The 18,735-nt window shown below is 70.6% G+C and carries 11 protein-coding genes, 1 tRNA gene and 1 rRNA gene; 1 reads left to right on the top strand and 12 read right to left on the bottom strand.

Going from position 1 to position 18,735, the window contains the following annotated elements:
• Positions 1–53: 53 nt before the first annotated feature.
• The 9 genes from IH25_RS0114560 to IH25_RS0114520 all read right to left on the bottom strand — a co-directional run bounded on the left by IH25_RS0114560 (position 54) and on the right by IH25_RS0114520 (position 14,494).
• Positions 54–524, bottom strand: a complete 471-nt coding sequence (locus tag IH25_RS0114560; protein WP_030608845.1) for a Dps family protein — start codon at positions 522–524, stop codon at positions 54–56.
• A gap of 194 nt (positions 525–718) precedes the next feature.
• Entirely contained in the window at positions 719–1,084 is a 366-nt protein-coding gene (locus tag IH25_RS0114555) for a helix-turn-helix domain-containing protein (RefSeq protein ID WP_030608842.1), read from the bottom strand.
• Positions 1,085–1,193: 109 nt separating this feature from the next.
• The gene (locus IH25_RS0114550; RefSeq protein ID WP_030608838.1) at positions 1,194–1,739 is read right to left on the bottom strand and encodes a CinA family protein; all 546 of its coding nucleotides are present in this window, start codon (positions 1,737–1,739) and stop codon (positions 1,194–1,196) included.
• A complete protein-coding gene (pgsA, locus tag IH25_RS0114545; protein WP_030608836.1) occupies positions 1,736–2,497 on the bottom strand; it encodes a CDP-diacylglycerol--glycerol-3-phosphate 3-phosphatidyltransferase in 762 nt (253 codons plus the stop codon). Before pgsA ends, IH25_RS0114550 begins: the two co-directional genes overlap by 4 nt.
• A complete protein-coding gene (gene rimO / locus IH25_RS0114540) occupies positions 2,494–3,966 on the bottom strand; it encodes a 30S ribosomal protein S12 methylthiotransferase RimO (protein ID WP_078844243.1) in 1,473 nt (490 codons plus the stop codon). Before rimO ends, pgsA begins: the two co-directional genes overlap by 4 nt.
• 92 nt (positions 3,967–4,058) lie before the next feature.
• On the bottom strand, positions 4,059–4,901 hold the full coding sequence (locus tag IH25_RS0114535; RefSeq protein ID WP_030608830.1) for a helix-turn-helix domain-containing protein: 843 nt from the start codon (positions 4,899–4,901) through the stop codon (positions 4,059–4,061).
• 279 nt (positions 4,902–5,180) lie between these two features.
• Positions 5,181–7,952 carry a DNA translocase FtsK gene (locus tag IH25_RS0114530; RefSeq protein ID WP_030608828.1) on the bottom strand — a complete coding sequence of 924 codons (2,772 nt, stop codon included), beginning with the start codon at positions 7,950–7,952 and terminating at the stop codon, positions 5,181–5,183.
• A 123-nt stretch (positions 7,953–8,075) separates the two neighbouring features.
• Complete coding sequence (locus tag IH25_RS0114525) at positions 8,076–8,756, bottom strand: response regulator (protein WP_030608824.1); 681 nt, start codon at positions 8,754–8,756, stop codon at positions 8,076–8,078.
• Between the two features lie 284 nt (positions 8,757–9,040).
• Complete coding sequence (locus IH25_RS0114520; protein WP_107058381.1) at positions 9,041–14,494, bottom strand: HAMP domain-containing protein; 5,454 nt, start codon at positions 14,492–14,494, stop codon at positions 9,041–9,043.
• 408 nt (positions 14,495–14,902) lie between these two features.
• Between IH25_RS0114520 and IH25_RS0114515 the strand changes: the two genes are divergently transcribed.
• Positions 14,903–17,662 (top strand): SpoIIE family protein phosphatase, encoded by a 2,760-nt coding sequence (locus tag IH25_RS0114515; RefSeq protein WP_037654948.1) that lies wholly within the window; start codon positions 14,903–14,905, stop codon positions 17,660–17,662.
• A gap of 47 nt (positions 17,663–17,709) precedes the next feature.
• On the opposite strand, the gene IH25_RS0114510 is transcribed toward IH25_RS0114515, so the two are convergent.
• The 3 genes from IH25_RS0114510 to rrf form a co-directional block, all read right to left on the bottom strand.
• Positions 17,710–17,782: transfer RNA gene (locus IH25_RS0114510), tRNA-Thr, on the bottom strand.
• Between the two features lie 83 nt (positions 17,783–17,865).
• Positions 17,866–18,528 carry a DegT/DnrJ/EryC1/StrS family aminotransferase gene (locus tag IH25_RS0114505; protein WP_037654962.1) on the bottom strand — a complete coding sequence of 221 codons (663 nt, stop codon included), beginning with the start codon at positions 18,526–18,528 and terminating at the stop codon, positions 17,866–17,868.
• A gap of 115 nt (positions 18,529–18,643) precedes the next feature.
• Positions 18,644–18,735: ribosomal RNA gene (gene rrf / locus IH25_RS38555) — 5S ribosomal RNA — on the bottom strand; the annotation flags it as partial.

Raw genomic sequence — 18,735 nt, 5'->3', positions numbered from 1 at the left:
GCACCACCGGGCCGCACGGCGCCGGAAACCCGGGGAATGCCCCGGCCGCCGCGCTACGCGTTCTCCGCCTGGAACATCCAGTGGTGCTTCTCCAGGTCCGCGGTGATCGCGATGAGGAGGTCCTGGGAGACCGGGTCGGGCGCCTCGGTCGCGGTCACCCGTTCCCGCATCCGGGTGATCACCGAGCCCAGCGCGTCCACCATCGCCGAGACCGCGTCCGTGTCCTTGATCCAGCCCGCCGGAGCCGTCTTGATGCCGCTGCCGGAGGCCACCGTGGTGGCGCGGCCGTCGGGCGGTACGCCCAGCGCCGCCGCCCGCTCGGCGACCGTGTCGGAGTGGGCGCGGGCCGAGGCGACGACCTCGTCCAGCTGGAGGTGGATGGAGCGGAACCTGGGGCCGACGATGTTCCAGTGGATCTGCTTGCCGGTCAGCGCGAGGTCCACCAGGTCCATCAGGGCGCCCTGGAGCGCCTCGGACACGGTCTTCAGGTCCGCGTCGGCCAACGGGCTCTTCACGACGTACATCCGCTTCCTCCGTGCTTCGGCGCCGTCACGTCCCTCTCACGATGACCGCACGGCACGACCCCGGCAAACGGGGAATATGAGGGCAAAAGCCACCACGGGCAGACGAGAAGCCCCGGCCGGGCTGTCCGGAGGGATCCGGAGAGGCCCGGCCGGGGCCTCGTTCGTTCGGGGTTGTCAGGCCGCGCGCGCGGACCTCACGCGGCGACCACGTCCGCGGGCGCCTTGATGGTCACCCGTTCCGGTGGCACACCGGTCACCGACACGGAACCCAGCATCGGCCGGACCGGCGTGGGCACAGGCTCGGTGGCGCGGGCGGACTGGGCCAGTTCGGCGAGCGCCAGCTCGTCGCTCACTTCCCGCATGAGTTCCGACATCCGTACGTCCAGCGCGTCGCAGATGGCGGCGAGCAGCTCGGAGGAAGCCTCCTTCTGCCCCCGCTCCACCTCGGAGAGATAGCCGAGTGAGACTCGGGCGGACGAGGAGACTTCGCGCAGAGTACGGCCCTGGCGTTGGCGCTGCCGACGCAGCACGTCACCCAGCAGGCGACGGAGCAGAATCATCGGTGGCTCCCTCCTCGGACCGCGTAGCCGCATCCTTCTCGCCCCACCGTACCGCCTCGCGCCGCGGCCGTGCGGGGAGCGATGTCGTGTTCACTCAGGGCTGCAAACATCAAAACCCCCCGTTCCGTTCCGTATCCTGTGCCCGCTCATTCCCAGTCTGTTCGCCCGCAAGCTGCTCCAGAAGCACTGCGAGTACGCTCCGTACACTCTCCATACGAATTTCCGCACGGCCGCCGTTCAACCGCAGCGCCCGGACTTTTCCGCCACCGGCAGAACCGGATGGACCGGTGAGGGGTCCGTCCACGGCCACGAAGACCGTTCCGACGGGCTTGCCGTCCTGCGGATCGGGCCCGGCCACTCCGGTGGTCGCGATGCCCCAGTCGGCACCGAGAAGCGCGCGGACTCCGGCCGCCATCCGGCCCGCGACCTGCGGATCCACCGCACCCCGCCGGGCCAGCAGGGATCCGTCGACGCCGAGCAGCCCGTGCTTGAGCTCGGTGGCGTAGGCGGTGACCGAGCCCCGGAACACCCGGGACGCCCCGGGTACCCCGGTGATCTCCGCCGCCACCAGGCCACCGGTCAGCGACTCGGCGACGGCAAGGGTCTCGCCCCTCACGGTCAGTAGTCGCACCAGTTCGGTGGCCTGGGAGCTCACGCGTCCTTCTCCTCCAACGCCGCCGCGCGCTCGGCGATTCCCCGCCGGCGCAGCACAATGGCTTGTCTTATGTAGTCGAGGCCCGTCACGACCGTGAGGACGACCGCCGCGGCCATCACCCAGAACCTCAGGGTGGCCAGCCAGCCCGTCAGCGCCAGGACGTACATGCCCACTGCCACGCCCTGGGTGAGGGTCTTCAGCTTGCCGCCGCGGCTGGCGGGGATCACGCCGTAGCGAATGACCAGAAAACGCAGCAGGGTGATGCCGAGTTCCCGGCCGAGGATCACGGCCGTCACCCACCACGGCAGGTCGCCCAGGGCCGACAGACAGGTGAGCGCCGCCCCCATGATCGCCTTGTCGGCGATGGGGTCGGCGATCTTCCCGAAGTCGGTGACCAGGTTGTACGTCCGCGCCAGATGCCCGTCGAACAGGTCGGTGATCATGGCGATGGCGAAGGCGGCCCAGGCCAGCGAGCGCCAGGCCGGGTCGTAGCCGCCGTCCGCCAGCATCAGCGCCACGAAGCCGGGCACCAGCAGCAGCCGCAGCATGGTCAGCAGATTGGCGACGTTCCAGACACTGGCCTGGTTGACGGCCGCAGCCGTGATCTTGCCGCCACGGGCGGCCTTGCCGCCCTCGTCGGCGGGACCTGGAGCAGAACCGGAGACCTCGGACCGGGCGCCGTCGGCAGCGGCGGCGGTGCCCCGGGCACGGTGCGCGCCGGAGGAGCCGCCCGCGGCGGATGCCGGGACTCCGGTCATCTGCCCGCCTCCTCACTACACGCGAGCGAGCCGGCCAGCGGCTCGGCCACCAGGTCGACACCTTCCGTACCGACCACCTTCGCCTCGACCATACGTCCGACGGTCAGGCCCTCGCCGCTCGTGAGCAGCACCTGGCCGTCGGTCTCCGGCGCCTGGTGCGCGGCACGGCCGTAGACGCCCTCCTCCTCGTCCACCGACTCCACCAGGACCCGGACCGTCTCGCCGACGCGCTCCTCGGCGCGCTGCGAGACCAGTTCCTCGGCCAGCCGGGAGATGTGGGCCAGGCGCTCGGCGACGACGTCCTCGTCCAGCTTGGTGTCGTACGTCGCCGCTTCCGTGCCCTCCTCGTCGGAGTAGCCGAAGACACCGATGGCGTCCAGCCGGGCGCCGTTCAGGAAGCGCTCCAGTTCGGCCAGGTCGGACTCGGTCTCGCCGGGGAAGCCGACGATGAAGTTGGAGCGCACGCCGGCCTCGGGGGCCTTGCTCCGGATGGTGTCCAGCAGCTCCAGGAACCGGTCGGTGTCGCCGAAGCGGCGCATGGCGCGCAGCACGTTCGGCGCGGAGTGCTGGAAGGACAGGTCGAAGTACGGGGCGACCTTGGGCGTCGAGGTCAGGACGTCGATCAGTCCGGGGCGCATCTCGGCCGGCTGGAGGTAGCTCACCCGGACCCGCTCGATGCCGTCCACGTCGGCCAGCTCCGGCAGCAGGGACTCCAGCAGGCGGATGTCGCCCAGGTCCTTGCCGTAGGAGGTGTTGTTCTCGGAGACCAGCATGATCTCCTTCACGCCCTGCTCGGCCAGCCAGCGGGTCTCGTTCAGGATGTCGCTGGGGCGGCGGGAGATGAAGGAGCCGCGGAAGGACGGGATGGCGCAGAAGGAGCAGCGCCGGTCGCAGCCCGAGGCGACCTTCACCGAGGCGACCGGGGAGCCGTCCAGGCGGCGGCGCAGCGGCGCGCGGGGCCCGGAGGCGGGGGCGACGCCCTCCGGCAGGTCGGCCGGGGCGTGGCCGGGCAGCGCGACGGACGCGGCCGACTCCTGTCGCTCGGCCGGGCTGATCGGCAGCAGCTTGCGCCGGTCGCGCGGGGTGTGGGAGGCGTGGATGCCGCCGGACAGGATGGTCTGCAGGCGGTCGGAGATGTCCGTGTAGTCGTCGAAGCCGAGCACGCCGTCGGCCTCGGGCAGCGCCTCGGCCAGCTCCTTGCCGTACCGCTCGGCCATGCAGCCCACCGCCACGACGGCCTGGGTTCTCCCGTGGCCCTTGAGATCGTTGGCCTCCAGCAGGGCGTCGACGGAGTCCTTCTTCGCGGCCTCCACGAAGCCACAGGTGTTGACCACGGCGACGTCGGCGTCCGCGGCGTCGTCCACGAGCTGCCAGCCGTCCGCCTCCAAACGGCCTGCGAGCTCCTCGGAATCCACCTCGTTACGAGCGCAGCCGAGAGTGACGAGTGCGACGGTACGGCGTTCAGGCATGTGCTCAAGACTACTTTGTCTCGCCGACAGCCCATGTCGACGGGGTTGGCCGGGCCCGGCCGACTCCGTCACATCCCGCGAGGGGCGGCCCGTCAGCCCGCCACCGGGTCGCCCTTGGTGTAGGTGAGGCGCTCCACCGCGCCGGGCCGGAAGGTGTCCTCGATCTTCTTGCCGTTGACGTACAGCTCGATCGCGCCCGCGTCGCCGAGGATGAGGTTGATCTTGGAGTTGTCCTGGAAGGTCTTGGACTGGCCCTTCTTCAGCAGCCCGTCGAAGAGCATCCGGCCGTTGTGGTCCTTGGCGGAGATCCAGCTGCGTCCGTTGGGCGCGCTGACCTGGACGGTCACCTTGTCCTGGGGGGCGGCGGCGATGGCGCTGTCGGAGGGCTCGCCGGTCGGCTGGGCCGGCTTGTCCTTCTTCGGCGGGACCGAGGCGCTCGTGCCGGCGCTGGACGGGCTGCCCTCGGCGACCTGGGACTTGGAGTCGCCGGAGGAGGAGCCGCCCTTGAACGCGGTGAATCCGACGAACCCGATCACGACGACGATGGCGGCGACCATCGCCGCCGTCCAGTTCGGGCCGCGCCGCTCGGGCCGGATCCGCTCCGCCTCGAACAGGGGCGCGGCGGGGGTGGGCGCGGGACGGCCGCCGTGCTCGGCGTCGTACTGGGCGATCAGCGGCTCGGGGTCGAGGTGGACGGCCCTGGCCAGGGTGCGGATGTGCCCACGGGCGTACACGTCGCCGCCGCAGGGGGCGAAGTCGTCCGCCTCGATGGCGCGCACGATGGCGATACGGACCCGAGTGGCGGTGCTGACGTCGTCCACGGTCAGCCCGGCCGCGATCCGCGCCTGCTTCAGGGCGCGGCCCACGGAAGGTCGGGCTTCCTGGGACTCGTCTCGGAACGGACGCTCGTCTTCAGGGGAGTTGCCGAGGGACACGGGGGCGCCTTTCGAGCGTGTAGCCACCTGTGCTGGAAGCTCAGTCTAGGGGGGTGACGAAAGGGTGGGGCAACCGGACGGTATGACTTTGTACGCCAACGGATTGGCACGACATGCCGATGGTCGGACAAGCAGGTACCCCAGGGCGAGGCCCTTACCTGACCTTTCGCTCAACTGGACGTACGACAAACCCGAACGGTTGCCCCGTCCCCCCTAACGGGTGGGTCACGGCCGCTCGGCCACCCGGCGCAACCGGGCTGGACCGAACGGCCCTTCGTGTCACCCCTCGGTCTCTCCGCGGATCATCGCGAGCACACCGTCCAGCTCGTCCGGTTTCACCAGGACGTCCCGCGCCTTGGAGCCCTCACTCGGTCCGACGATGTTGCGGGACTCCATGAGGTCCATCAGCCGCCCCGCCTTGGCGAAGCCGACGCGCAGCTTGCGCTGGAGCATGGACGTCGACCCGAACTGGGTGGAGACGACCAGCTCGGCGGCCTGGCACAGCAGGTCGAGGTCGTCGCCGATGTCCTCGTCGATCTCCTTCTTCTGCTTGGAGCCCACGGTGACGTCGTCCCGGAAGACGGGCGCCATCTGCTCCTTGCAGTGCCGGACGACGGCCGCGACCTCCTCCTCGGTCACGAACGCGCCCTGCATACGGGTCGGCTTGTTCGCGCCCATCGGCAGGAACAGGCCGTCGCCCTTGCCGATCAGCTTCTCGGCGCCCGGCTGGTCGAGGATGACCCGCGAGTCGGCCAGCGAGGAGGTGGCGAACGCCAGCCGGGAGGGCACGTTGGCCTTGATCAGACCGGTGACCACGTCGACCGACGGGCGCTGGGTGGCGAGCACCAGATGGATGCCGGCCGCGCGCGCGAGCTGCGTGATGCGCACGATGGCGTCCTCGACGTCGCGCGGGGCGACCATCATCAGGTCGGCCAGCTCGTCCACGATCACCAGCAGGTACGGGTACGGCTGGAGCTCGCGCTCGCTGCCCGGCGGCGCCTCGGCCTTGCCCTCGCGCACCGCGCGGTTGAAGTCGTCGATGTGCCGGTAGCCGTAGGCGGCCAGGTCGTCATACCTGAGGTCCATCTCGCGGACCACCCACTGCAGCGCCTCGGCGGCCCGCTTGGGGTTGGTGATGATCGGTGTGATCAGGTGCGGGATGCCCTCGTAGGCGGTCAGCTCCACGCGCTTGGGGTCGACCAGGATCATCCGGACGTCCTCCGGGGTCGCCCGCATCATCACCGAGGTGATCAGGCAGTTGATGCACGACGACTTGCCGGAGCCGGTGGCGCCGGCGACCAGCATGTGCGGCATCTTCGCCAGCGAGTGCATGACGTACCCGCCCTCGACGTCCTTGCCGAAGGCGACCAGCATGGGGTCGTCGTCCTCGGCGGACTCCGCGAGGCGCAGCACGTCGCCGAGGTTGACCATCTCCCGGTCGGTGTTGGGGATCTCGATGCCCACCGCGGACTTGCCGGGGATCGGGCTGATGATCCGCACGTCCGGGCTGGCCACCGCGTAGGCGATGTTCTTGGTCAGCGCGGTGATCCGCTCGACCTTCACGGCGGGGCCCAGCTCCACCTCGTAGCGGGTGACCGTCGGGCCGCGGGTGAAGCCGGTGACGGCCGCGTCGACCTTGAACTCGGTGAAGACCTGGGTGAGCGAGGCGACGACCGCGTCGTTGGCGGCGCTGCGCGCCTTGCCGGGACCGCCCCGCTGGAGCAGGTCCAGGGAGGGCAGCGCGTAGGTGATGTCCCCGGACAGCTGGAGCTGCTCCGCGCGCGCGGGCAGCTCACGGGGCGCCTCGGGGGCCTTCTTGGTCAGGTCGGGTACGGGCTTGGTCAGATCGGGTACGGCCGCGGGCTCGGGCTTCTCCCGCTTCGGGCGGGCGGCGGGCACCGGCGCGGGCGCGGGTGTGGCTGTGGGGGCGGAGGCGGGGGCGGGCACCGGGGTGGTGTCCTCGCGCTCGCCCGCGCCCACCCCCTGGGTGAGGTCGGCGACCAGCGGGGAGGGCGGCATGCCGTGCAGCACGGCACCGTCCAGCGCGGCGGCGGCCGCCGCGGCGACGTCCACGGCGTCCGGGTGCCGCTGCGGGTCCGGCTGGGGCACCGCGGAGCGCCTGGGACGCCCGCGGCGCTGCGCCAGGGCCGCGGTCTCGGCGCCCTCGGGGTCGTACGCCTGGGGCGCGCCGGAGCGCCTGCGCGGGCGCGCGGGCGGCGCCTCCCGCCACTGCTCGTCGTAGGCCGCCTCCTCGGCGGCGAACCGGTCCGCCTCGTAATCGTGCAGCACGCCCAGTACGACGCCGAGCCGCCGCAGCCGCTGCGGGATCGCGTTGACCGGGGTCGCGGTCACCACGAGCAGCCCGAAGATCGTCAGCAGCACCAGCAGGGGGACGGCGAGCACCTCGGTCATGGCGTACGTCAGCGGCGTGGCCGCCGCCCAGCCGATGAGGCCGCCGGCGTCCCTTATGCCCTGCATGCCGGCGCTGCGCGCGGGCGAGCCGCAGGCGACGTGGACCTGGCCGAGCACGCCGACGACGAGCGCGGACAGGCCGATCACGATCCGCCCGTTGGCCTCCGGCTTCTCCGGGTGCCGGATGAACCGTACGGCGATGACCGCGAGCAGTATCGGCACCAGCAGGTCGAGCCGGCCGAAGGCGCCGGTGACCAGGATCTCCACCAGGTCGCCGACGGGTCCGCGCAGGTCCGCCCAGGTGCCCGCGGCGACGATCAGCGCGATGCCGAGCAGCAGCAGCGCGACGCCGTCCTTGCGATGGGCCGGGTCGAGGTTCTTCGCGCCCTGCCCTATGCCGCGGAAGACGGCGCCGACGGCGTGCGCGAGGCCCAGCCAGAGGGCGCGCACCACTCGGTAGAGGCCCCCGGTGGGGCTGGGCGCCGGCCTCGGGGGCGCGGGCTTCCTCGCCACGGCCTTCTTGGCGGGCGCCTTCTTGGCCGGGGCCTTCTTCGCGGCGGCCTTCTTCGCCGGAGCCTTCGCGGGAGCAGCGGCCTTCTTGGCGGGCTGCTTCTTGGCTGCGGAGGGACGTGAGGCCATGGGTGTGAGGTTACCGGGGGAGACGACGGCGGACACGTGCGCCCACAGCTTCACCCGTTCGTGTCGTGCCTGCCGGGGAGCGAAATTGACGCACGCTCATCCGCATCTGCGGAGGGGGCTCGGTCAGTTCTGCGACGGCACCGAGGCACCGCTGCCGCCCGTGCCCGGCTCCAGCGCGTCCAGGGCACGGCGCAACCCGGTGAGTTTGCGCTCCAGATGGGCCGCCGTCGCCACCGCCGCCGCGTCCGCGGAGTCGTCGTCCAGCTGCTTGGACAGCGCCTCCGCCTGCTCCTCCACGGCCGCGAGCCGCGCGGACAGCTCGGCGAGCAGCCCGGCCGACTCCTTGCCGGCCACCGCGCCCTTGCCGCCGCCCTCCAACTGGAGCCGCAACAGCGCCGCCTGCTCCCGCAGCTGGCAGTTCTTCATGTACAGCTCGACGAACACCGAGACCTTCGCGCGCAGCACCCACGGGTCGAACGGCTTGGAGATGTAGTCCACCGCGCCCGCCGCGTAGCCCCGGAAGGTGTGGTGCGGGCCGTGGTTGATGGCCGTGAGGAAGATGATCGGGATGTCCCGCGTCCGCTCCCGCCGCTTGATGTGCGCGGCCGTCTCGAAACCGTCCATGCCCGGCATCTGGACATCCAGCAGGATGACCGCGAAATCGTCCGTGAGCAGTGCCTTGAGCGCTTCCTCCCCGGACGATGCCCGCACCAGTGTCTGATCGAGCGCCGAGAGGATCGCCTCCAGCGCCAGCAGATTCTCCGGCCGGTCATCGACCAGGAGGATCTTGGCCTTCTGCACCATGGCCCGCCCTCCTCGCCCCGGCGGTACACCGGGCGCCGCCCCAGGGGACGACTCCCTTTCGCCGCCCGTCCTTGTGCCGGTCATCGTAGCCGCACCCCGCCTGTCGCCACACCCTGTCACCGCGATGTCACTGTGCACGTACCGGAAACGCGGCGACATCCCGGATGGTTCCCGGAATCCCGTATTCCCACGTGTTCCCGGCCCCCATCATGCAGCAACCCCCGCGCGCGCCGCGGGCCGCCCCGGCGTGACCGGCGCGCCGGGGCGGGCCGGTCACGCCCGGCTCACTCCGGCCGCATCCACTGGTTCATCACCGACAACAGGTGATCGGGGTCGACGGGCTTGGTGACGTAGTCGGAGGCGCCCGACTGGATCGCCTTCTCCCGGTCGCCCTTCATCGCCTTCGCGGTGAGCGCGATGATCGGCAGACCCGCGAACTGCGGCATCCGGCGGATCGCCGTGGTCGTCGCGTACCCGTCCATCTCGGGCATCATGATGTCCATCAGCACCACCGCCACGTCGTCGTGCTGCTCCAGCACCTCGATGCCCTCCCGGCCGTTCTCGGCGTACAGCACCGACAGCCCGTGCTGCTCCAGGACGCTGGTGAGCGCGAACACGTTGCGGATGTCGTCGTCGACGATCAGCACCTTCTCGCCGCCGAACCGCGCCGTGGGCGGCGCCGGCTGCTCCTGCTCGGGAACGGCCGTCCACTGCTCGGCCCGCTGCGTCTCCGTGGGCAAGGCCCGCCGCCGGCGCCGGAAGAGCGCGGCGGGCCCGTTCTGCGTCTCCTGGTACGACTTCACCTCGGCCGGCGTCTCGATCTCCACCGCGGACAGCTCCGAGGAAAGGTGCGCCTCCGAGGCCACCAGGTCCCCGGCCTCCAGGGCGGGCGCCGACTGCTGGTAGCCCTGCGGCGGCAGTTCGCTCATGTGCAGCGGCAGGTACAGCGTGAACGTCGAGCCGCGCCCCGGCTCGCTCTGCGCGTGGATCTCACCGCCGAGCAACTGCGCGATCTCCCGCGAGATCGACAGCCCGAGACCGGTGCCGCCGTACTTGCGGCTGGTGGTGCCGTCCGCCTGCTTGAACGCCTCGAAGATCACCCGCATCTTGCTGGCCGCGATGCCGATGCCGGTGTCCGTCACCGAGAACGCGATCAGCTCGCCGTCCGGATCGGCCAGCGAACCGGCCTCCAGCAACTGCTCCCGGATGGTCTCCGGCACATCCGTGCCCGCGGGCCGGATCACCAGCTCCACCGAACCGGAATCGGTGAACTTCACCGCGTTGGACAACAGGTTGCGCAGCACCTGCAGCAACCGCTGCTCGTCGGTGTGCAGGGTCGCCGGCAGCTCCGGGGAGACCCGCACGGACAGGTCCAGGCCCTTCTCCGCGGTCAGCGGCCGGAAGGTGGCCTCCACGTAGTCCACCAGCTGGACGAGCGCGATCCGGGTCGGCGAGACGTCCATCTTGCCCGCCTCGACCTTCGACAGGTCCAGGATGTCGTTGATCAGCTGGAGCAGGTCGGAGCCCGCGCCGTGGATGGTCTCGGCGAACTCCACCTGCTTGGGCGAGAGATTGCCCTCGGCGTTGTCCGCGAGCAGCTTCGCCAGGATCAGCAGCGAGTTGAGCGGGGTGCGCAGCTCGTGCGACATGTTGGCGAGGAACTCGCTCTTGTAGCGCATCGACACCGCGAGCTGCTCGGCGCGCTCCTCCAGGACCTGCCGGGCCTCCTCGATCTCGGTGTTCTTCACCTCGATGTCCCGGTTCTGCCGGGCCAGCAGCTCGGCCTTCTCCTCCAGTTCGGCGTTGGAGGCCTGCAACGCCTTCTGCCGGTTCTCCAGTTCGGCCGACCGCTCCCGCAGCTGCTCGGTCAGCTCCTGCGACTGCTTGAGCAGCTTCTCGGTCTTGGTGTTGACCGAGATGGTGTTGACGCTGGTCGCGATCATCTCGGCGATCTGGTTGAGGAAGTCCCGCTGGATCTGCGTGAACGGCGTGAACGACGCCAGCTCGATCACCCCGAGCACCTTGCCCTCGAACAGCACCGGCAACACGATCACCTGCGCGGGCGGGGCCTCGCCGAGCCCGGAGGAGATCTTCAGATAGCCGCTGGGCGCCTTGTCCACCAGGATCGTGCGCTTCTCCTGGGCGGCCGTGCCGATCAGCGCCTCACCGGGCCGGAACGACGTCGGCATCGAGCCCATCGAGTAGCCGTACGAGCCCAGCATCCGCAGCTCGTAGTCGTCCTCGCCGTTGCCGACGCCCTTGCCCTCCATCAGCGGCATCGCCAGGAAGAACGCGCCGTGCTGCGCGGACACCACCGGCGTCAGCTCGCTCATGATCAGCGAGGCCACGTCCTCCAGGTCCCGGCGGCCCTGCATGAGGGAGGAGATACGGGCCAGGTTGCCCTTGAGCCAGTCCTGCTCCTTGTTGGCGATCGTGGTGTCGCGCAGGTTGGCGATCATCTTGTTGATGTAGTCCTGCAACTCCTGGATCTCGCCGGCCGCGTCCACGTTGATCTTCAGGTTCAGGTCGCCCCGGGTCACCGCGGTCGCCACGCGCGCGATGGCCCGCACCTGCCGGGTCAGGTTCTCGGCCATCTCGTTCACGGACTCGGTCAGGTCGCGCCAGGTGCCGTCCACGTCACGCACGCGTGCCTGGCCGCCCAGCTGCCCCTCCGTGCCCACCTCGCGGGCCACGCGCGTGACCTCCTCGGCGAAGCTGGAGAGCTGGTCGACCATCGTGTTGATCGTCGTCTTCAGCTCCAGGATCTCGCCGCGGGCGTCAATGTCGATCTTCTTCGTCAAGTCACCCTTGGCGATGGCCGTGGTGACCATGGCGATGTTGCGCACCTGGCCGGTCAGGTTGGACGCCATCTGGTTCACCGACTCGGTGAGGTCCTTCCAGGTGCCGGCCACGCCCGGGACATGCGCCTGACCGCCCAGGATGCCGTCCGTGCCCACCTCGCGGGCCACCTTGGTGACCTGGTCGGCGAACGAACTCAGCGTCTTGACCATCGTGTTGATGGTGTCGGCGAGCTGCGCCACCTCGCCGCGCGCCTCGATCGTCACCTGCCGCGTCAGATCGCCGTTGGCGACGGCCGCGGCCACCTGCGAGATGTTGCGCACCTGCATGGTCAGGTTGTTGGCCATCAGGTTGACGTTGTTGCTGAGGTCCTTCCAGATGCCCGTGACCCCCGGCACGTGCGCCTGACCGCCCAGGATGCCCTCGGTGCCCACCTCACGGGCCACCCGGGTCACCTGCTCGGCGAAACTCGAGAGCTGATCGACCATGGTGTTGACCGTCGTGACGAGCTCGAGGATCTCGCCCTTCGCGTCAACAGTGATCTTCTTCGACAGATCACCCTTCGCGACCGCCGTCGTGACCTCGGCGATGTTGCGCACCTGGATCGTCAGGTTGTTCGCCATGAAGTTCACGGACTGCGTGAGGTCCTTCCAGGTGCCGGAGACCCCCTGCACCTCGGCCTGCCCGCCGAGGATGCCCTCCGTACCCACCTCACGGGCCACCCGCGTGACCTGGTCGGCGAACGACGACAGCTGGTCCACCATCGTGTTCAGCGTGTTCTTCAGCTCCAGGATCTCCCCGCGCGCGTCCACGGTGATCTTCTGGGAGAGGTCACCGCGCGCCACGGCGGTGGCGACCTGCGCGATGTTGCGCACCTGTGCCGTCAGGTTGCCCGCCATGCCGTTCACGGAGTCGGTCAGGTCCCGCCACACACCGGCGACACCGGGCACCTGCGCCTGACCGCCCAGGCGCCCCTCCGTACCCACGTCCCGCGCGACCCGGGTCACCTGGTCGGCGAAGGCGGACAGCTGGTCCACCATCGTGTTGATCGTGTTCTTCAGCTCGAGGATCTCGCCGCGCGCGTCCACGTCGATCTTCTGCGACAGGTCACCGCGCGCCACCGCCGTCGTCACCTGGGCGATCTGCCGCACCTGCGACGTCAGGTTGCCGGCCATGAAGTTGACGGAGTCCGTCAACTCCTTCCAGGTACCCGAGACGCCGTCCACCCGGGCCTGACCGCCCAGCCGGCCCTCCGTACCCACGTCCCGGGCCATCCGCGTGACCTGGTCGGCGAAGCTCGACAGCTGGTCCACCATCGTGTTCACGGTGTTCTTGAGCTGGAGCATCTCACCGGAGACGTCCACGGTGACCTTCTGCGACAGATCACCGTTCGCCACCGCCGTCGTCACCTGGGCGATGTTGCGCACCTGACCGGTCAGGTTGCGGAACGCGGTATTGACGGAGTCCGTCAGGTCCTTCCACGTACCCGCCGCGCCCGGCACCTGCGCCTGCCCGCCCAGCTCACCCTCGACACCGACCTCCCGGGCGACCCGCGTCACCTCGGCACCGAACGACGACAGCTGGTCCACCATGCCGTTGACGGTGTTCTTCAGCTCCAGCATCTCGCCGGCCACGTCCACGGTGACCTTCTGCGACAGATCGCCGTTGGCCACCGCGGTCGTCACCGTCGCGATGTCCCGCACCTGCGTCGTCAGGTTCCGGAACACCGTGTTGACGGAGTCCGTCAGGTCCTTCCAGGTACCGGCCGCGCCCGGCACGTTCGCCTGACCGCCGAGCCGCCCCTCCGCGCCGACCTCGTTCGCCACCCGGGTGACCTCGTCCGCGAAGATCCGCAGCGTCTCGGTCATCTGGTTGATCGTCTCGGCGAGCCGCGCCACCTCGCCCCGCGCCGGAACCGTCACCTTCTGCGACAGATCACCACTGGCGACGGCCGTCGTCACCTGTGAGATCCCCCGCACCTGCGCGGTCAGGTTGCCCGCCATCGTGTTGACGGAGTCGGTCAGCTCCTTCCACACGCCGGCCACCCCGGGCACCTGCGCCCGGCCGCCCAGGATGCCCTCGGTGCCCACCTCCCGGGCCACCCGCGTGACTTCGGAGGAGAAGGCCGACAGCTGGTCCACCATCGTGTTGACGGTGTTCTTCAGCTCCAGCATCTCGCCCGCGACATGCACGGTCACCTTGCGGGACAGATCACCCTTGGCCACCGCCGTGGTCACCAGGGCGATGTCCCGGACCTGGGCGGTCAGCCGGTCCGCCATCGTGTTGACGGACTCGGTCAGGTCCTTCCACGAACCCGACATCCCGCGCACCCGCGCCTGCCCGCCGAGCTTGCCCTCGGTACCGACCTCGCTGGCCACGCGCGTGACCTCGTCCGTGAACGTCGACAGCTGGTCCACCAGGTTGTTGACGGTCCGGCCGACCTTCAGGAACTCCCCGCGCAGCGGATGCCCCGTACCGCCGTCCGGCGCCTGGGTCCGCAGCTCCATGCGCGGCGACAGATCACCCTCGGCGACCGCCGTGAGCACCCGGCTGACCTCCGAGACGGGCCAGACCAGATCGTCCACGAGCGCGTTGGAGTGCTCGATGGCGGTCGCCCAGGACCCCTCGCAGGCACCCGTCTCCAGCCGTTCCGTGAGTTTTCCCTCACGCCCCACCATGCGCCGCACCCGGGACAGCTCACCGGTCAGATGCAGATTCCGGTCGGCCACCTCGTTGAAGACGGCCGCGATCTCCGACATCACCCCGTCTCCGGAGACCGTCAGACGCTTGCGGAAGTTCCCGTCCCGCATCGCCCCGAGGGCCGCCAGCAGCCGGTTCAGGGCGGCCGTGTCCACCGTCGTGGTGCCGCCGCTCCTGCCCAGGGACGGTCCGCCTTTCGCGCGCGTCTTCGTGCCTCGCGTCGCCGCGCCAGACTCCACTGTGTCCCTCCCGGAGGGGTAGACCGTTACTGCTGTGCTCGGCCGCTTCGGCCCGGCGTGCCGGTCACCGGCATACCGATCGCGTCCGCGTACCGGTTACTTCTGCGTATGTCCGCCGGACGGGATCCGGCCACACCAGGGGCTGCTGCCCGCCGTGCGCCCGGCACACGCGGCCCGGAGCGACCTTCATCAGAAGCTTGCCCAGTGTTTCACCCCGGCCGAACCCGGCCATAACAGTTCGGCAGCTTCGCACATCGTCCGCACACCCTGGGGGCGTAAACACCGAAGACCGGCATCCGCTCGGACCGCGAAGGTAAGTAACCTTGCATGCGGCTGTCCAGCCGCACCGGTCCGACCGGCCTGGGCGGTGGCACGAGTACGAGCGGGCATCGGAGGGGCGGCCGGACAATGACCACCGGACTGATCCCCGGGGGACAGCCCCCGGAGCCACAGCCGACGGGCGAGCTGATGCCGCAGCAGCGGCTCGAGCCGGCCGGCGAGCCAGCCCTGCATGCCGACAACCGGCCGAGGAGTTCTGTGATCACCGCGCGTGCGGCCGCCAGTTTCGAACCCGTCGGGCGATCCGTCGCGACCGCCCGGTCCTTCGTCCGCGACACCCTCCAGGGCTGGGGATTCGCCGACATCGTGGACGACGCGGTCGTCCTGACCAGCGAGCTGGTCACCAACGCCGTCGTCCACGCGGGCACCCACGCGGACGTGCTGTGCCTGCGCACCGAGGACGGCGTGCGCATCGAGGTCTCCGACCGCTACCCGGAGCGCGAGGTCCCCCTCCAGAGCTCCGCCGTCTCCATGGGCAGCCCGGACCGCGAGGGCGGCCGCGGCCTCCAGCTGTGCGCGGCCCTGGCCACCCGTTGGGGCGTCGACTACACCCCCACCCACAAGAACGTCTGGTTCCAGCTCAACCTCCCCGAACGCCCCGTAGGCACCCGCACCGCCGGGCCCGCCCTGCCCGCCGACCTGCTGCCGCTGGCCGACGGCCGGGTCCGCGTCGCCGTCCTCCAGATCGACCGCAAGGGCGGCATCAGCGCCTGGAACGAGGACGCCGAGGAGCTGTTCGGCTACCCGGCCTCCGACGTCGTCGGCAAACCCCTCACCGACCTGGCGGCCTGGCCGCACACCCCGGGCACCGGCACCGGCATCGCCGAGGCGCTCCAGCTCTCCCGCTGGGAGGGCACCTACGGCATCCGCCGCGCCGACGGCCGCGTGGCCCAGGTGTACGCCTCGCACCTGCGGGTCCGCGACACCGGCGGCGAGCCCTCGACCGTGTGCCTGCTGGTCCGCGACCACGAACGCGCCGTCCTGCAGTCGCCGCCCCGCGTCCCGGCCGGCGACCAGACGCCGTCCTCCGACGGGCAGAGCACCGACCCCTTCGAGGTGTTCATCGGCTCCCCCGCCCCGGACGACCTCGACGGGCTGCTCCAGCGCACCGTGGAACGCGCCCGCGACATGCTCGACGGCGACTCCGCGTTCCTGCTGCTGGCCACCGACGACGAGACCGAACTGGAGGTCCGCGCCTCCACCGGACTGCCCTCCGCCCGCCAGCGCTTCGCGCGCGTGCCGGTCGAGGCGGGCCCCGGCCGCTACGGCTCCGCCCGCATGCCCGCCGTCCACGACGACCTGGCCGCCGTCCCCGGGGCCGTACCGCTGCTCGCCGGCACCGGTATGCGCTCCGTCGTCACCGTCCCGCTGAAGGTCGAGGGCCGCCTCACCGGCTCCCTGGGCGTCGCCGCCGAGGCACCCGGCCGGTACACCAACGAGGAGGCGCTGCGCCTGCAGTTCGCCGCCGACCGGATCGCCCTGGCCGTCGAGTCGGCCCGCCTCGGCGAGCTGGAACGGCTGCGCCGCGGCTCGCTGAGCTTCCTGGTGGAGGCCTCCGACCTGCTGGCCGGCACCCTGGACCGGGACCAGACGCTGGCCCTGATGGCCCAGATGACGGTCCCGACCCTGGCCACCTGGTGCGCGGTCTACACGATCGCCGACCAGGCGTCCGAACCGTACCTGTCCTACGTCCTGCACGAGGACGAGGAACTCATCGACGGCATCAAGTCGTTGCTGTCGAAGGTCCCACCGCCGGATCCGGTGCCGACCCCCGGCGCCCGCGTCTGGACGGCCCCGGGCGAGATCGCCCACCAGGCGGCCCTGCGCAGCTCCATGCGCAGCCTGGGCCTGGCGGGCGGGCCCACGCACCGGATCGCCTCCGGTATCGGCCCGACGCTGACGACGGCGTCCGCGGTCGGCGGCGAGACGGTGGTCCTGCCGCTCGTCGCCCGCAACCGCGTCATCGGCATGCTGACCCTCGGCAAGCCCACCGACGAGCACTTCCGCCAGGAGATCCTGGAACTCGCCGAGGACCTGAGCCGCCGGGCCGCCCTGGCCCTGGACAACGCCCGCCTGTACTCGGAGCGCACGGCCATCAGCCAGTCCCTCCAGCGCAGCCTGCTCCCGCCGGGCCTGCCGCAGATCGACGGCGTCGAGGTCGAGGTCATCTACCGCGCCGCGGGCGAGGGCAACGAGGTCGGCGGCGACTTCTACGACGTCTTCCCCATCGGCAACGGCGCGTACGGCTTCGCCATCGGCGACGTCTGCGGTACGGGCCCCAACGCGGCGGCGGTCACCGGCCTGGCCCGGCACGCCCTGCGCCTGCTGGCCCGCGAGGGTCTGTCCGGCCCGGCGGTCCTCCAGCGCCTGAACTCCGCGATCCTCGACGAGGGCGACCGCAGCCGCTTCCTGACGCTTCTGTACGGCGAGTTGCGGACGCGCGCGGACGGCAGCGCCGAGCTGAAGGTGGTCTGCGCCGGCCACCCGCTGCCGCTGCGCCTGCGCCAGGACGGCACGGTGACGGCCGCGGCCGAACCGCAGCCGCTGCTGGGCGTCATCGAGGATCTGGAGCTGTACGAGGAGACGGTCACCCTCGACCCGGGGGACGTGCTGCTCTGCGTCACGGACGGGGTCACCGAACGCCGTGAGGGCTCGCGCATGCTGGGCGACGACGGCCTCGCCGATGTCCTCACCACGTGCACGGGTCTGACGGCGGGTGCGGTCGCGGCGCGCATCATGCGCGCGGTCGAGCGGTTCGCCTCCGACGCCCCGTCCGACGACATGGCGATTCTGGCGATGCGCGTCCCGGGCATTCACCAGGAGGCGTGAGGAAGCACGAAAAAGGCCCCACCCGGAAGGGTGGGGCCTTTTGACCGAGCCCCCAAACGGAATCGAACCGTTGACCTTCTCCTTACCATGGAGACGCTCTGCCGACTGAGCTATAGGGGCCTGTCGTTTTCGAGGTTTCCCTCGCGGCGACAAAGAAACTGTACCCCGAACAGGGCTGGGTTCCCAAATTCGTTCGGGGCCGGTCAGAAGGCGGGCTGGAGCAGGCCGCCGAGGGCGTTGCAGGCGGCGGCCGTCCGCTGCATGTCGCGCTTGGTGAGCGCGGCGTCCACGGGCAGCGCGAGTGTCTCGCCGGCGGCCCGCTCGGTCTCCGGCAGCGACACGCACCGGCGGAAGGCCGGCAGCCGGTGCACGGGCGTCTTCACCGGCACCCGGCACTCCACTCCCCTGGCCCGCAGGGCCCGCGCGAAGGCGTCCCGGTCCGGCCGGCCGTTGCCCGGCACCCGCACGACGTACTGCTGGTAGGTGTGCCCGTCCCCGCCGTCCGGCGTGCGTACGCCCTTGAGTCTGGCGTCGAGATAGGCGGCCCGCTGCCGGCGCCGGGCTATCTCGTCGTACGGCGCCTCGGTCTCGCCGCGCTCCAGCACCAGCAGTCCGTGCCGCCGCCCGAGCGCGTGCAACCGCCCGATGTCGGCCCGCCGTCCGAAGCGGTGTACGACAACGACCGCCGCGGTACGGGGAGTTACGGCCGCCTCGACCGCTTCCGGGGCGAGGCAGTAGGTCACCGGGTCTATGTCGGCGAACACCGGGAGCGCGCCCGCCAGGGCCACGGCCTCGGCGACTTCGACGTTCCCGAAGGCCGGTACGACGACCTCGTCACCGACTCCGACTCCGGCGGCCCTGAGCAGCGCTGCGGTTCCCATGTCGGGGATGCTGTGCTCGGTACGTGAACGACACGTTACGCACAACAGAAAAAGGCCGGACCCCGAACCGAAGTTCAGGATCCGACCTTTATCAAAATTTGTTCGGCGGCGTCCTACTCTCCCACAGGGTCCCCCCTGCAGTACCATCGGCGCTGTGAGGCTTAGCTTCCGGGTTCGGAATGTAACCGGGCG

This window comes from Streptomyces achromogenes subsp. achromogenes, from assembly GCF_000720835.1.
GTDB classification, from domain to species: Bacteria; Actinomycetota; Actinomycetes; order Streptomycetales; family Streptomycetaceae; genus Streptomyces; species Streptomyces achromogenes.
The sequence above is the reverse complement of the archived record's forward strand: the minus strand, read 5'-3'. Positions and strand labels throughout refer to the sequence as shown.